Annotated in this window: 15 protein-coding genes; 9 read left to right on the top strand and 6 right to left on the bottom strand. The window is 63.8% G+C overall.

Annotated features, from left to right (window positions below; translation table 11 throughout):
- Window positions 1–148 precede the first annotated feature (148 nt).
- Both P3T40_RS18410 and P3T40_RS18415 read left to right on the top strand, forming a co-directional pair.
- Window positions 149–583 (top strand): DoxX family protein, encoded by a 435-nt coding sequence (locus P3T40_RS18410; RefSeq protein ID WP_429269158.1) that lies wholly within the window; start codon window positions 149–151, stop codon window positions 581–583.
- Window positions 584–739: 156 nt separating this feature from the next.
- Window positions 740–1,012, top strand: a complete 273-nt coding sequence (locus P3T40_RS18415; RefSeq protein ID WP_429269159.1) for a hypothetical protein — start codon at window positions 740–742, stop codon at window positions 1,010–1,012.
- Between the two features lie 110 nt (window positions 1,013–1,122).
- Here P3T40_RS18415 and P3T40_RS18420 read toward each other — a convergent pair whose 3' ends face one another.
- Both P3T40_RS18420 and P3T40_RS18425 read right to left on the bottom strand, forming a co-directional pair.
- On the bottom strand, window positions 1,123–2,601 hold the full coding sequence (locus P3T40_RS18420; RefSeq protein ID WP_429269160.1) for an MFS transporter: 1,479 nt from the start codon (window positions 2,599–2,601) through the stop codon (window positions 1,123–1,125).
- A 99-nt stretch (window positions 2,602–2,700) separates the two neighbouring features.
- A complete protein-coding gene (locus P3T40_RS18425) occupies window positions 2,701–4,017 on the bottom strand; it encodes an MFS transporter (RefSeq protein ID WP_429269161.1) in 1,317 nt (438 codons plus the stop codon).
- A 417-nt stretch (window positions 4,018–4,434) separates the two neighbouring features.
- Between P3T40_RS18425 and P3T40_RS18430 the strand changes: the two genes are divergently transcribed.
- On the top strand, window positions 4,435–5,154 hold the full coding sequence (locus P3T40_RS18430) for a response regulator transcription factor (protein ID WP_429269162.1): 720 nt from the start codon (window positions 4,435–4,437) through the stop codon (window positions 5,152–5,154).
- A gap of 41 nt (window positions 5,155–5,195) precedes the next feature.
- Here the strand turns inward: P3T40_RS18430 and P3T40_RS18435 are convergent, their stop codons facing one another.
- On the bottom strand, window positions 5,196–6,101 hold the full coding sequence (locus P3T40_RS18435) for a dihydrodipicolinate synthase family protein (protein WP_429269163.1): 906 nt from the start codon (window positions 6,099–6,101) through the stop codon (window positions 5,196–5,198).
- Between the two features lie 369 nt (window positions 6,102–6,470).
- Here P3T40_RS18435 and P3T40_RS18440 point away from each other — a divergent pair, with 369 nt between their 5' ends.
- The 6 genes from P3T40_RS18440 to P3T40_RS18465 all read left to right on the top strand — a co-directional run bounded on the left by P3T40_RS18440 (window position 6,471) and on the right by P3T40_RS18465 (window position 11,441).
- On the top strand, window positions 6,471–7,418 hold the full coding sequence (locus P3T40_RS18440; RefSeq protein WP_429269164.1) for a 4-hydroxyproline epimerase: 948 nt from the start codon (window positions 6,471–6,473) through the stop codon (window positions 7,416–7,418).
- The gene (locus tag P3T40_RS18445; RefSeq protein WP_429269165.1) at window positions 7,415–8,542 is read left to right on the top strand and encodes an NAD(P)/FAD-dependent oxidoreductase; all 1,128 of its coding nucleotides are present in this window, start codon (window positions 7,415–7,417) and stop codon (window positions 8,540–8,542) included. Before P3T40_RS18440 ends, P3T40_RS18445 begins: the two co-directional genes overlap by 4 nt.
- Window positions 8,535–8,801 carry a (2Fe-2S)-binding protein gene (locus P3T40_RS18450; protein ID WP_429269166.1) on the top strand — a complete coding sequence of 89 codons (267 nt, stop codon included), beginning with the start codon at window positions 8,535–8,537 and terminating at the stop codon, window positions 8,799–8,801. Before P3T40_RS18445 ends, P3T40_RS18450 begins: the two co-directional genes overlap by 8 nt.
- A complete protein-coding gene (locus P3T40_RS18455) occupies window positions 8,798–10,081 on the top strand; it encodes an FAD-dependent oxidoreductase (protein ID WP_429269167.1) in 1,284 nt (427 codons plus the stop codon). The genes P3T40_RS18450 and P3T40_RS18455 overlap by 4 nt, the downstream gene beginning before the upstream one ends.
- Window positions 10,082–10,253: 172 nt before the next feature.
- Window positions 10,254–11,021 carry a helix-turn-helix domain-containing protein gene (locus tag P3T40_RS18460; RefSeq protein WP_429269168.1) on the top strand — a complete coding sequence of 256 codons (768 nt, stop codon included), beginning with the start codon at window positions 10,254–10,256 and terminating at the stop codon, window positions 11,019–11,021.
- Between the two features lie 84 nt (window positions 11,022–11,105).
- Entirely contained in the window at window positions 11,106–11,441 is a 336-nt protein-coding gene (locus P3T40_RS18465; RefSeq protein ID WP_429269169.1) for a hypothetical protein, read from the top strand.
- A gap of 74 nt (window positions 11,442–11,515) precedes the next feature.
- On the opposite strand, the gene P3T40_RS18470 is transcribed toward P3T40_RS18465, so the two are convergent.
- The 3 genes from P3T40_RS18470 to P3T40_RS18480 form a co-directional block, all read right to left on the bottom strand.
- Window positions 11,516–11,776: a hypothetical protein gene (locus P3T40_RS18470; RefSeq protein WP_429269170.1), complete on the bottom strand. Its 261-nt coding sequence runs from the start codon at window positions 11,774–11,776 to the stop codon at window positions 11,516–11,518.
- Between the two features lie 128 nt (window positions 11,777–11,904).
- Entirely contained in the window at window positions 11,905–12,234 is a 330-nt protein-coding gene (locus P3T40_RS18475) for a hypothetical protein (RefSeq protein ID WP_429269171.1), read from the bottom strand.
- A gap of 282 nt (window positions 12,235–12,516) precedes the next feature.
- Window positions 12,517–13,698 (bottom strand): porin, encoded by a 1,182-nt coding sequence (locus P3T40_RS18480; RefSeq protein WP_429269172.1) that lies wholly within the window; start codon window positions 13,696–13,698, stop codon window positions 12,517–12,519.
- Window positions 13,699–13,726: the final 28 nt, after the last annotated feature.

A 13,726-nucleotide genomic window follows, 5' to 3' on the forward strand; every position in this document is an offset into this window, starting at 1 on the left:
GTAGGGAAGAATTCTCCTTGCAAGGGGCCGCCGTGGCGCGTTTTTGCTTGGAAAAGCGCGTCAATGGACATATTCTGACAGTCAACTTCCGGGAACTGACAACCTACTGCCCGGTCTTCTGCTTATTCATTCACAGGAGCCCTCTCTCATGACGCGTCCCGTCGATTCCGGCGTAATCTTCATCGCTCGTATAGCGCTGGCCGTTTTGTTCTTGTGGGGCGGCGTGATGAAACTGCTGGGATATGCAGGCTTCGTCGGTTATCTTCACTCTAAAGGGGTGCCATTCGTGCAGGTCGCGGCTCCGCTCGCCACGGCGGTAGAGTCGCTTGGCGGCCTGTTGCTGGTGGTCGGCTTCAAGATTCGTCCGCTTGCGCTCATCCTGGCGGTCTACACGGTGGCAACTGCTATTCTTGGACACGATTTCTGGAATGTCACAGATGCGGCTATCCAGCACGACATGGTTATCGACTTCTGGAAGAACATCGGCATTGCGGGTGGTTTCCTGCTGCTGTTCGTGACGGGCGCGGGCCGCATCAGTATCGATGGTGCGCGCGCGCCGCGGGGCGGCTTGGGGCGGATCTAACCACTAAAGGGCCGCCGGCCGAGCCACGGAGTGGATTGGTGGTGGAGCGGGCGGGCGGTTGGCGCCTCTGCAGTGGCTACCGTGGCATCAGAATTGCGTAGGTATGGCGTGGGCCGGCAAGTCTCTTCGAATCAGTTTGTCTGCAAGGAGCTAACAATGATTCAAAGTTTTGAGCAAACGATCGGCGGCAAAGTCATGCAGTTCTGCGCGAGCCTCGGCGAAGGGCCGACGCCGCATCGCGTGATCATCAGCCTGGCCGATTCGGCGAAAACGCTGGTAATTCTCGACGCATCTGGCTTTATCAGCACAATCAAGGCCGAAATTGAAGAACCGGAGAAGCTGATTGCCGATGCGGTCATCAAGGTGGAGAGCGAAGGGCTGATTGCGCGCGCGATCGAGACCGGGGAGATTCAGGAAGCTTCGCTATAACGTAGACCGTGGGCAGATAGCCCGCTTACCGCGCGAACGAAGCATAACGCCCACGCTACGCAGGCGGTGTGGGCGGAGTGCGCTTATGGGAAGGCGATACGACCGGCGGCCTAACCGCGCCCAGCGCCGCGTACCGCGCGCAGGGGCGATTTCTTCTTGTCATCCGGTTCCTGCGCGTGCGGTTCCGGATGGACTAGGCACCCCAGCACCAGCGCCGCGATCAGCAGACCCGCAGAAATCGCGGTGGCCACCTGCATGCCGAATACGATGTGCGCGGCGCCTGCACCACTCACCAGTGCACCGAACGCCGCGACACCCACTGCGCCGCCCGCTTGCCGTGCGGTATTCAGAACCGCCGAAGCAGTGCCGGCGCGCTGCTTCTCAACCGACGCGAGGATGGCGGTGGTCATGGCCGGTACCGCGAGGCCCATGCCGGACGGAATCAGTAGGAACGGCAGCAGCAGCCCGATGAGCGGCGTCGTTGCCCCGACGAAATGCAGCGACGCATACCCCAGCGCCGCGATCAGCGCGCCGCAGATCATCGGTACCCGCACGCCGTAATGGCCGACCACCCAGCCGCTGGCCACATTCGACACCAGAAAGCCACCGGTCAGCGGCAGGAACGCGAGCCCCGCCTGCAGCGGCGTGTAGCCACGAACACGCTGCAGATACAGGCTCAGAACGAACACCATGCCGTAGTAGGTCAGGTTCACGCAGATGCCGAACAGGACGGGAGCCGTGAAGCTGCGCTTGCGGAACAGCGAGAGCGGCAGCATGGGTGCGGCAAGGCGCGATTCGATGGTCACGAATGCGATCCCCGCGATGAGTGCCAGGATAAAGCCGCCGGCGACGAGCGGATGGGTGAGGCCGAGCGGACGCAATTCGATGACCGCGCCGGTGAAGGCAGTCAGCGTGATGATTGCCAGCAGCTGGCCGGGCAGGTCGATGCTGCGCGGCGCCGCCGCCGGTTGGGAGGCCCGCGCCGACGATTGCGCCGGCTTGGCGTTCGGCTTCGGAACCCATGCAAAGGTCGCGAAAAGGCCCGCCGCGCACAGCGGCAGGTTGACGAGAAAGATGCTGCGCCAGCCGAATGCTGCAATCAGGAGGCCGCCCACCACCGGGCCCGCCGCGATCGAGACGGCGCCGGCGGCCGTCCATAGTCCGACCGCTCGCGCGCGCAGCTTCGGATCGTGCCCGCAGGCCTGATTCAGCAGCGCAAGCGAGTTGGGCAGCATCGCGGCCGCGCCAATGCCCTGCGTCGCACGTGCGGCGACCAGAGTGACGTCGTTGAGCGCGAGTCCGCAGGCGAGCGACGCAAGCGCAAAGATCACGATGCCGGCAGCATACATGCGGCGCGCGCCGAGCCGGTCGCCGAGTACGCCGGCCGACAGCATCAGGACCGAGAAAGCCAGCGCGTAAGCGTCGACGATCCACTGCAGGCCTGCGACGCTCGCGTGCAGGTCGGTGCTGATTTTCGCGAGCGCGATATTGACGATAGTCACGTCGAGCTGCGTGACGACGAACCCGACGCTGACCGTACCGACAATCAGGCCGATAGCGCGGGTGAAGGGGGCGGTGGTGGTATTCATGAGATACATCGTAACGCCCAGCGGCACGCGACGTTTCGGTGTGGTGTGAAGTGTCGATGTAGCACGGCGCACCGGGAAGTGCGCCGCGCTGAGCCTGGCTTAGCGGCTCGACGATGCGGCCTGAGGCGCATCCTTGATGAAGAACGTGGTCACCGCACCGAGCATGCACACGGCAGCCACATAAAGCGCCGGCGCCATCGGATTCGATTTCATCATCAGCGAGACAACGATCGGCGTGAGGCCGCCGAACACCGCATACGCGACGTTATACGAGAACGAGATGCCCGAGAAACGCACGGCGGCCGGAAACGCCTTGACCATCACGAACGGCACGGCGCCAATCGTGCCGACGAGGAACCCCGTCAGAGCGTAGAGCGGCAGCAGTTTGGACGGATCGACAGCGAGCTGCGCGAACATCACGTAGTACGACGCCGCCAGCGCGAGGCCGCCGATAAACAGCGTGCGTCCCGCGCCGATTCGCCCGGCAATCGACCCCGCCACCACGCAGCCGAGCGTCAGGGACAGCGTTGCCACGCCGTTGGCCAGCAGGGCGGTGGCCGGCGCGATGTGAAACTGCTTTTGCAGCAGCGTGGGCGTCATCAGGATCACGACGACGATCGCGGCCGACAGCATCCACGTCAGCAGCATCGACACGATCACCGCGCGACCATGGTCGCGCAGCACCGCCTTCAGCGGGATTTCCGCGGCAAGCGACTTGCGCTGCTTCAGTTCGGCGAACACCGGCGTCTCATGCAGCCAGCGGCGCAGGTACACCGAGAACAGGCCGAACACGCCGCCCAGCAGGAACGGGATACGCCATGCGTAGTCCGCGATCTCCGCTGCTGCAAAGTGCCGGTTCACGCCTGAGGCGACCAGCGAGCCGAGCAGAATGCCTGCTGTCAAACCTGCAGTCAGCGTGCCACAGGCATAGCCCACATGCTGCTGCGGCACGTGTTCCGACACGAACACCCATGCACCCGGCACTTCGCCGCCCACCGCGGCGCCTTGCAGCACGCGCAGCACCAGCAGCAGCACAGGCGCTAGCAGGCCGATGCTGGCGTAGGTGGGCAAAAGACCCATCAGCAGCGTCGGCACCGACATCAGCAGCACGCTCAGCGTGAACATGCGCTTGCGGCCGAGCAGGTCGCCGAAGTGCGCCATGATGATGCCGCCGAGCGGACGGGCCAGGTAGCCTGCGGCGAAGATGCCGAAGGTCTGCAACTGGCGCAGCCAGTCAGGGATGGCGTGGGGGAAGAACAGTTGTCCGATCGCCGGGGCGAAGAACACGAAGATGATGAAGTCGTAGAACTCCAGCGCGCCGCCTAGAGCGGCGAGGCCCAGCGTTTTGTAGTCGCTCGGGCCAAGGGTGCGTGGGGTGACAGCCTGTTGTGCTCCACCCAGATTTGTTGCTTGCATTGCTCGGTCGTTTCTTTAATGGAAAGCCACGCGGGGTGCGTGGAATGCGGCGTTCGTCGGGCGAGAAGTGTGGGGGCGCTGGGTAGAGCACGGGACACGCGCGCGCCTGCCGGGATACGACAGGCGCGATGACAACTTTGGCCAGCCGGCGATTTTACAGGATGAAAGGCATAAGCCGCTGGAAGTGCTTAATTAGATTGAACAAGTTGGTTTGCGCGGAGCGGTTCTGGGGGACGTCTGGCGTCCTCGTGAGAGCCCTCAGCCTGACGCTCGCGCGTAATGCAGAACACATACGTCGGAACTCGAGACTGGTCTGTCGGACGTCGCCGATCGGCGGCTAAATTAGGACTGCTCCTATGGGCGGGTGGCATTGCGACTCACAGAATCGCGTCCGATCTATCAGTTGAGAGTCACCCCATGCGTATTGCCATCCTCCAGCGCGACCCTTTGCAGCGCCAGACCATCGAAAAGATTCTGGTGCAGGCGAGCCACACCTGCGTGACTTTTGACGACGGCCTGTCCATGTCGAAGGCCCTCGCCCGTTCCACCGTCGATATGCTTGTGCTGGACTGGCACGGCGTGCGCCTGTCCGGCGTCGACGTGCTGAAATCCGTGCGGGCCGTCGGCGGCGACCGGATGCCGGTCGTATTCGCGTCAACCGACAACTCGGAGGAGGCCGCGGTGCGCGCTTTCGCCGCCGGTGCGGACGACTATGTGTCGTTGCCGGTACGGCCGGCCGAGTTCCGCGAGCGCGTCGCCGCACTGCTGCGGCGTGCTTACCCGGACCGCCACAGTGTGGCGAGCTTCGACGCCGGGCCGTATCACTTCGACGCGCATCGCCAGCTCGTCACGTTGCGTGGCGAGCCGGTGCAGTTGTCGGGCACGCAATATCGTCTGGCGTCGCTGTTCTTTGCCAACATTGGCCGCGTGATGTCGCGCGATCACATCTTCGCGATGGTCTGGGGGCGCGAATTCCGCGAGTTCACCCGTACCATCGACAGCCACGTGTCGCGTCTGCGTCTCCTGCTCGAAATCGATCAGGAAAACGGCTTTCGTCTGCAACCGGTCTACAAGAGTGGCTACCGGTTGCTGAGTCTGCACCAGGCCGACGCGGAGATCGAGAAAGCGGCGGCCTGATTCGGCGGTGCTGTTGGTGCAGTCGGCGCAGCCGGTGTGGCTCAGAGCGTCGGCAAAGCGGGTCGTGTTTCGAGCGAGTGACGAATCAAGGCTTCCACCGCCTTGCGTTCGTCGCCAACCAGCGGCAGACGCGGCGGCCGCACCGGCTCCGTGCCGAGTCCGACCATCGCTTCTGCGAGCTTGATGTTCTGCACCAGCTTCGGCGACACGTCGAGCGCAAGCAGCGGCGCAAACCAGCGGTAAATCGCCCGCGCTTCTTCTACGCGTCCGGCCTTGATCAGCTTGTAGATCGCCACCGTCTCACGCGGAAACGCGCATACGAGACCGGCCACCCAGCCGTGTGCGCCCATCAGGATTGCTTCCATCGCGAGGTTGTCCACGCCGCACAGGATGGCGTAGCGGTCGCCCACCGCGTTGATCAGATCCGTGACCCGGCGCACATCGCCACACGACTCCTTGATCGCGACAATCTTTTTCTCGTCGGCAATCTCAGCAAACATCTCCGGCGTCATGTCGACGCCATACGCGAGCGGGTTGTTGTAGACCATCAGCGGCAACGCGCTGGCGTTCGCGACGCTACGGAAATGATGCAGCGTCTCGCGCCGGTCCGACAGATAGCGCAGCCCCGGCAACACCATATAGCCTGCCGCGCCGCGCTTCGCGCCCGCTTCGGCCTGGCGGCATCCATCGAGCGTGCTGTTTTCCGCGATCGTCAGGAGCACCGGCACCCGGCCGCTCGCGGCGTCCACCGCGATATCGAGCACCTCGAGCTTTTCGTCGAGCGAAAGCGTCGAGGCTTCGCCGAGCGAGCCGCACACGATAATTCCATCTACACCGGCCTCGATCTGCGCTTCGATGTTCTTCTTCGTCCACGCACGGTCTATGCTGAAATCCGCGTTGAACTTGGTGGTGACTGCGGGCAATACGCCTTCCCAGATATGTGCCACGGCTTCTCTCCTGAGTGTGATGAGTTGACCGCAGTGTAAGCAGGGAAAAAGCTTCCGTCTTGCGTGATTCGCGCGTGTCGGATGACGATTTCAGCATAGACGGTGTGCGCGAATCGCGCTGCAGAGTTCGCGAATGCCAAGGGAATACGCTGCCTTGGATGCACTGACGCATGTGGCAGTGCAGCGTGGAGGAAGCGGCTTCCCAGCATATGGACACAGGCGCGGACGCGATTTGCCGCATGCCGCGCAGCAGTCTGGCGTGGTCGCCATGGACACCTTGCTCGCGGCATCCGAGACTATGCTGAAATCGTCATAATCCACGCATAATGACGCCAAGACGGGATGCGCGCCCGTTTCTAACATGGCGGCATGAAAACCTTGAACGTGATTGATTCGCACACCGGCGGTGAACCGACCCGCCTGGTTGTGTCCGGTGGCCCTGATCTCGGCAGCGGGACGCTGGCCGAACGGCTCGACGTATTTCGCAGCCGCTTTGACGACTGGCGCGCCGGCATCGTCACGGAGCCGCGCGGCTCGGACGTCGTGGTGGGCGCGCTGCTGTGCGAGCCGGACGCCGCCGATTGTGCAGCCGGCGTGATCTTCTTCAACAACGTCGGCTACCTCGGCATGTGCGGACACGGCACAATCGGACTCGTGGTGTCGCTGGCGCATATGGGGCGCATCGGGCCCGGTCAGCACCGGATCGAAACGCCGGTTGGCATCGTCGAGGCCACGCTCAATCCGGACGGTAGCGTCGCCGTGCGCAATGTGCCGGCCTACCGTTACCGCGAGGCCGTGAGCGTCGAGGTGCCCGGTTATGGCATGTTGACCGGCGATATCGCGTGGGGCGGTAACTGGTTTTTCCTCGTTGCCGAGCATGGCCGCGCGCTCGAAGCGCGTCATATTCCTGAGTTGACCACCTTCAGTTCGGCGATTCGCGATGCGCTGATCGCACAGCACATCACTGGCGCGGACGGCGCGCTGATCGACCATATCGAACTCTTTGCACCCGGCTCGCGCGAAGGGATCGACAGCCGCAGCTTCGTGCTGTGTCCAGGCAACGCCTACGACCGCTCGCCGTGCGGCACCGGTACCAGCGCGAAGGTGGCGTGTCTCGCCGCCGACGGCAAGCTCGCTGAAGGGGCGGTGTGGCGGCAGGAAAGCATTATCGGCAGCGTGTTCCAGGCGACCTACCAGAAGAGCGGCGATGGCATGTCGGTGGTGCCGACTATCACCGGCCACGCGCACATCATGGCGGAAGGGCGTCTGTGTTTCGACGAGCGCGATCCGTTTGCATGGGGAATGCGCGCGGCATGACGGCAGATGCAGTGATCGTCGGCGCGGGGATTGTCGGCGCGGCCTGCGCGGCGGAACTGGCCGCGCGCGGCATGCAGGTCGAGGTGCTCGATAGCCACGGTATCGGCGGTGGCGCGACGGCCGCGGGCATGGGGCACATCGTCGTGATGAACGACTCGCCCGCGGAGTTTGCGCTGAGCGCTTATTCGCGCGATTTGTGGCTCGAACTTGCACCGCAATTGCGCAAGCGCGACGCGTTCTCGCGCTGCGGCACGCTATGGGTGGCCGCCGACGACGAGGAGTGGCAAGCCGCGCGCGCGATGCACGATACGTTTGCGGCGCGAGGCATTGCCGCGCAGTTGCTCGATAGCGCCGCGTTGCGCGCCTGCGAACCGGCGCTTGCACCTGACATGGCGGGCGGTCTGCAGATCGAACACGACAACATCGTGTACGCGCCGACGGCCGCCGAATGGTTGCTCACGCAATCGTCCGGCGCCGCGAATATCCATCTGCGGCTCGAAACGGAAGTCGCCGCCATCGCCGCCCACTACGTGACGCTCGCCAATGGCGAGCGCAGGCATGCCGCCCGTGTGATCGTGGCGAACGGGATCGGCGCGCAGAAGCTGGTGCCTTCGCTGCCGCTCCAGCCGAAGAAGGGTCATCTGCTGATCACGGACCGCTATCCGGGCCTGATTCAGCATCAACTGCTCGAACTCGGATACATCAAAAGCGCCCATCACGCGGTGGGTACCTCTGTGGCTTTTAATGCGCAGCCGAGGCCGACTGGTCAGTTGCTGATCGGCTCATCGCGCCAGTTCGATACCACCGATCCCGCCGTCGAGATGCCCGTGCTCGCGCAGATGCTGCAGCGTGCTGCGCGCTATCTGCCGGCCTTGCCGACGCTCAACGGCATTCGCGCATGGACCGGCTTTCGGGCGGCAACGCCGGATGGCTTGCCGTTGATCGGCCGCATGGGCGAGGCCACGCCAGGCGTGTGGCTCGCAGTGGGTCACGAAGGGCTCGGCGTCACCACTTCTCTGGCGACGGCGAAACTGCTCGCTTCACAGATCACCGGAGATGCGTCGGCGATTCCCGCGGAGCCATATTTGCCGCAACGTTTCGCGCAGGGAGTCTGTCATGCCTAGTCACACCAGCGAGCGGGTTCGCGTGACGATCGACGCACGCACGGTGGAGGTCGAGGCCGGCACGCTGGTCGTGGCTGCACTCGCGATAGCGGGCCTGCGCGGCACGCGTACCTCGGTGGGCGGTCAACCGCGGTCGGCCTTGTGCGGGATGGGCATCTGCCAGGAATGCCGCGTCACCATAGACGGCCGGCCGCATGCGCTCGCATGTCAGACGGTCTGTCGCGATGGCCAGATCATCCAGACGACGGGGCCAGCGTGAATCAGCACTATGAAGTCGTGGTGGTAGGCGCGGGTCCAGCCGGGTTGAACGCGGCGCGCGCAGCGGCGCAGGCGGGCGCGCGGGTTGCCGTGTTCGACGACAACCCGCGGGTCGGCGGACAGGTGTGGCGGCAGGGTCCCAGGCACGCGCCACAAGCGCCGCTGCGTGAGGTTCAGGCGGCCTTGGAGGGGCATCCGAATGTGACGGTCTTCTCCTCGGTGCGAGTGGTTGCGCCCTTGGCGCCACGCGCGTTGTTGCTGGAAACGGCTGAGCAGGGCGGCATGTGTATCAGCTATAGCCGACTGATCCTGGCTAATGGCGCCCGCGAGCGTTTGCTGCCGTTCGCCGGCTGGACGCTGCCCGGCGTGACCGGCGCCGGCGGGCTGCAGGCGTTGATCAAAGGCGGTACGCCAGTGCGCGGCGAGCGCGTCGTAATCGCGGGCAGCGGCCCGTTGCTGCTTGCTTCGCTCGCGACCGCTCGCGCCGCAGGTGCCCAGGTGGTGGCGGTGGTCGAGCAAGCCTCGGCGTCCGCGGTGGCGAGATTCGCCGCTTCGCTGGTGGCGACGCCTTCGAAGTTGCTGCAGGCCGCGCAGTTGACGCGCGGGTTCGCAGGGCTGCGCTACCTGACTGGCAGTGTAGTGCGCGAGGCGCGTGGCGCGGGTCGGGTGGAACAGGTGACGATCCTGCGCGGCAAGCGCGAGATCACGCTCGCCTGCGATCGCATTGCGTGTGGCTACGGTCTCGTGCCCAATGTCACGCTCGCGCAGGCGCTGGGCTGTGCGCTCGATGAGCGCGGCGCGGTGCGCGTCGACGACATGCAGCGCACCTCCGTGAAGAGCGTGCTTGCCGCGGGCGAGTGCACGGGCATCGGCGGGATGGAGCTGGCGCGCGTCGAAGGCGAGATTGCGGGTTACGTAGCGAGCGACGCCACGCCAGATCTGGGCGCACTGCGCGCGCAACGCTCGCGCTGGCAACGTTTCGCACAGCGCCTGGAGGATACGTTCGCGCCAGGCGACGCGGCCCGCGCGCTCCCGCCTGACGACGCCTTGCTATGCCGCTGCGAAGACGTGACGATCGGCGAGGTGCGTGTTTATCGTGAATGGCGCGACGCCAAGCTGCACACCCGCTGTGGGATGGGCGTGTGCCAGGGACGCATCTGCGGCACGGCGGCCAGCACGTATTTCGGCTGGCAGACCGCGCAGCCGCGTCCGCCGTTTCATCCGGCGCAGATCGGCACGCTGATGGCTGCGTGTGAGCACGAACCGGCATCGACGGAGTGAGGCAGCGTTGGCTTGCCAGCCAGGCGTTGAAGGACGTAACGCGGACCGCTGTGGCTTGAGTTGCATGCCTGCGCTTCCGGTCCCGTCACAAACCCCGGATTTTTTCCCCGCACGCCGCAGCCCTATAATCGAGCGCACAAGACTACCGCACCGGATGCACGGGACACGCAAGATGAACACGCTGGCTCACCCGCTCGACGCAGCCGACGCCACCCTCAGTGGCATGCTCTCGCATTTCACGCTGCTGGAGCCGGTCTTCGACGCGATGCCTGACGTCGTGTTTTTCGTCAAGGACGCCGAGGCGCGCTACGCGCTGGTCAACCGCACGTTGGCCTCGCGCTGCGGCTACAAGGACAAGACGGCGCTGCTCGGCAAGACCGCCGAGGATGTATTCCCGCGCCGCTTCGGGCGCATCTACACGGCGCAGGACATTGCGATCATCAATGTCGGCAACCAGATGGTCGATCAACTGGAGCTGCATCTGTACCCCGGGCGGCAACCGGGCTGGTGTCTCACGTGCAAGCAGCCGCTGCGCGATCCGGCAGGGCGGGTGGTGGGGCTGGCGGGCATTTCGCGCGATCTGAAAGCGGACGAGGGCAGCCATCCCGCGTACAGCCGGCTCGCTGCGGTCGTGCAGTACATTCAGGACAATTACGTGCAGCCGCTCAACCTGAAGCAGCTGGCGGCGATGGCGGACATGTCGGTGGCGCAGCTCGAGCGCTATTTCCACAAGGTGTTTCATCTCACGCCGCGTCAGGTGCTGCTGAAAACGCGGCTGGATGCGGCGACCGCGCTGCTGGTGTCGCACGACAAGGTCACGGATGTCGCCGCTTTGTGCGGCTATACCGATCACAGTGCTTTCACGCGGCAGTTCAAGGCGACCGTCGGCATCACGCCCACCGAATACCGCATGCTGTTGCACGGGACCGCGCATAGCTGACGCATGAAGCAATGCGTAACTGCTCCACGGCGTGGGGAAAGCTGATATATAGCCGGTTCAACGTTGATTTGCCGCCCGCATCGCATGCCCCGCCGTCGACCGAGTCACCACTATTACGTCTATGTCGTCGCCTTGTCGGACACGGTCTGGAACGAGGCGCGGTTTCGCCGTTCGAACCCGGACTACCGGTTCGAGCGGCCATGCGTGTATGTCGGTATGACGGGGTTGGATCCGGATCTGCGCTTTGACCGCCACAAGGCGGATATTCAGGCGAATCGTTTCGTGCGCGATTACGGCCTGCGCCTCATGCCGGAACTGTATGAGGTGTTCAATCCAATGCCCTACGACGGCGCGCGCGACATGGAAGTCGAACTGGCAATTGGACTGCGCGAGGCGGGTTACGCCGTATGGCAGGCCTAGAGACGTCGAGGCGGTGAAACAGATGCGATGAAACAGAAGCGGTGAAACAGAAGCGGTGAAACAGAAGCTAGCTCTTACCGGATGCCCAGGCCGCGCAAAACGGCATTGCCTTCCGGCGTTAGACGGATGCTCGGCGCACCTGCTTCGGTGGCCACCGTTTCGACGAGGCCAGCCTCGTGCAGCATCGGAATCTCGGGTTTGGCGAACGCATCGATCGGCGCGTGCAGCAACAGCAGCAGCGTGGCGAGTTCGTGATGGCTCAAAAGCCGGCGCAGCATAGTCGGCTTTTTGGCCGGCGCCGTTGCTTCGTTTGCATCGCGGGTTGTTTTGGTCATGGTGCGAACCTCCGGCTTTTTCATTGTCCGTGGATGATGGGGCCCAAGTCTTAAACCATTATTAAGACTCGGGTCCGAATCGGCAGGTTCGCGATGTTTCTACCGGGCAATAGTTACCGTATTTGACGTTACGGCGCGCAAATTTTGCTCGCGCCCTCAATCCACAGGTTGTCCACGTGGCGCTTGCCGGCATAGAAACGGTAGGTGGTGGCGCCATTGTCGGCGCGGATCTTGACGACGTTCGAGTCGCCGAAATCGAGCATTTGCCCTTCCGGCAGCGGCGTGGTCTTGAACGTGGCGTTATGTTTGGCGGCTTCCTGCGTCATGCAGGCCACCACATCGTTGACGGGGCGCTGCGTGTTGCCGTCGACTACGGGCTCGCCCGAATCCGGGTTCTGGAAATACGCGCATGCGCTGAGAAAGAGGGGAACGGACAGGACTACCACGAACTTCTTCATATCTCTCCAATGTTTTCGGTCCTCGCGGCCCGCGGGTCCGGGGCCAGACGGGCCTTGGCGTTGAAAGCGCGCTGTATGGAACGACCCGCGTGGAACGGCCCGCGGGGACGGCAGGTCAGGCTTCATTATATCGACGCAAAACACGTGCCTCGGCCAAAGGCCAGGACGCTGCCCTATAAGAGCAGAAGAAGACAGCGGGGGAAAAACGCGACGGTGCCGCTGCCGGTGCGCACAGATGTGACGCCGGCACGGGCAGACGAAGGAGGAAACAACTTCAACCGCCTAGAACAGAAGGGCAATACCGAACATGCCGACGAACTGCGCATTCGTCGATGACGGCGTCGAATTCTGCGAGTCGCCGACCGCCGGCGTGGCCTCGACGATGTTTCCCGCGCCCTTCGAGCCGAGCGTCTGGCCGCTAGCCCGCTGGTAGGCCTCCACCGCATACAGCGTGGTGCGCTTGGAGAGGTGATAGGCCTGCTTCATCGAGTACTGCTGGTAGTGCGCCGCGCTAGTGATGCCATTGGCTTGCGACGCCATCGTGTACGCGAACCCGCCTCCGATATCGAAGGACGGCGTGAAGCGGTAAGTAGCGAGCGCTGCGTAGGTGTTGAAAATCGCGGTGTCGTGGAAGATGGAACGGCCGCCCGCCACGTACTGGACGTTGGTGTACGTGAGACCCATCATCAGGCCGCCGATCGTATAGTCGGCGGCTGCGGCGATATGCTGAACTGCTTTCGCCGACACGTAACCCGTGTTGAGCGACGACGTGCCAAAACTGCCCGTGGAAGCGGGATCGAAGCCGGTGGTCTGCTGCGCGTTGTCCATGCGCAGGTAACCCGCCGCGAGGTTGACCGGGCCGGTTGCGTAGCGCACACCCGCGCTGATGGTCTCGCCTTTGCCGGTGCTGCCGGCAATGCCGCCCAGCGCATACATGCCGCTTGCCTGCAGGCCGTTCCAGCTTGGCGTGGTGTAGATCAGCGAATTGTTGATTCGGATCGTGGTGTCGAGCCCATCAATATCGCCCGGATGTGCGCCCGTCGCGCCGGTCAGCCAGTTGCTCGAAGCAAGCGGCCCGACAAATTGATAGTAAGTCGTGTATTGGCGACCCACCGTGAACGTGCCGTAGACCGGGTTTTGCATCCCGATATACGCCTGGCGGTTGAAAATCTGGGTAGACGACGACAGCGCGCCGGTATTCGGATCGAAACCGTTCTGCAAGTCGAAGACCACGGTGGTGCCGCCGCCAATGTCCTCGAGGCCGCGCAGACCCCATTTCGACGCATACAGATTGCCCTGGCGCAGATAGACGTTCGACGCACCTTTCTGGTTGTTGGCGTAGACGATCGCGTCATCTACCGCGCCGTACAGCGTCACGCTGCTTTGCGCAAAGGCGGGAGTGGCCAGCAAAGTCGCGCTGGCCGTGAATGCGAGTTTTCCAAGTTTGCCGCCTGTGTGCTTCATCTACAGTCTCCTTCGTTTTCGATAAGAT

It is taken from the genome of Paraburkholderia sp. EB58 (genome assembly GCF_050436665.1).
Lineage (GTDB): Bacteria > Pseudomonadota > Gammaproteobacteria > Burkholderiales > Burkholderiaceae > Paraburkholderia.